The 509-nt window shown below is 50.7% G+C and carries 1 protein-coding gene; it reads right to left on the reverse strand.

What is annotated here, in order from left to right; translation table 11 throughout:
- The coding region (locus QP971_RS11305) for an IS3 family transposase (RefSeq protein WP_284821795.1) at window positions 1–509 on the reverse strand (509 nt) is incomplete at both ends.

Raw genomic sequence — 509 nt, forward strand, 5'->3', positions numbered from 1 at the left:
GACCGACAAGTTTGCGAGAGTAGACGTCGATGACCGTGGCCAGGTACATGTTTTTGCCACCCTTACACGGCAGGTACGTAATGTCGCCAACATAGACGTGGTTTGGCCTGTCAGCGGTGAATCTGCGGCCTACTAAATCTGGCATGACTCGGTGACCAGGCTTACGCCTGGTAGTGACACATCGACGGCGCTTGGTAAAGCCTTTTAGCCCCATGGATTTCATAATGCGTGCGACCTTCTTGTGATTGATCGGAGGAAAGTCCGTATCGGCTTTAAGGCTTGCAGCGATGCGTTTAGCACCATAAAGCCCGTGCTCATCATCGAAGATGGTCTTGATTCGTGCACCAATAAGAGCATCAGAACACATCTTTAACCTGCGTTTTTCGCGGGTTTGCACCCACTTATAAAACGAGGAGCGATTGAGCTTTAACACGTGGCACATCCGCTTAACCGAGTACTCGGTTCGGTGGTCATAGACAAACTGGAAGCGGATTACCAGCGTGTCTCTT

The organism is Corynebacterium marquesiae (assembly GCF_030229635.1).
GTDB lineage: Bacteria > Actinomycetota > Actinomycetes > Mycobacteriales > Mycobacteriaceae > Corynebacterium > Corynebacterium marquesiae.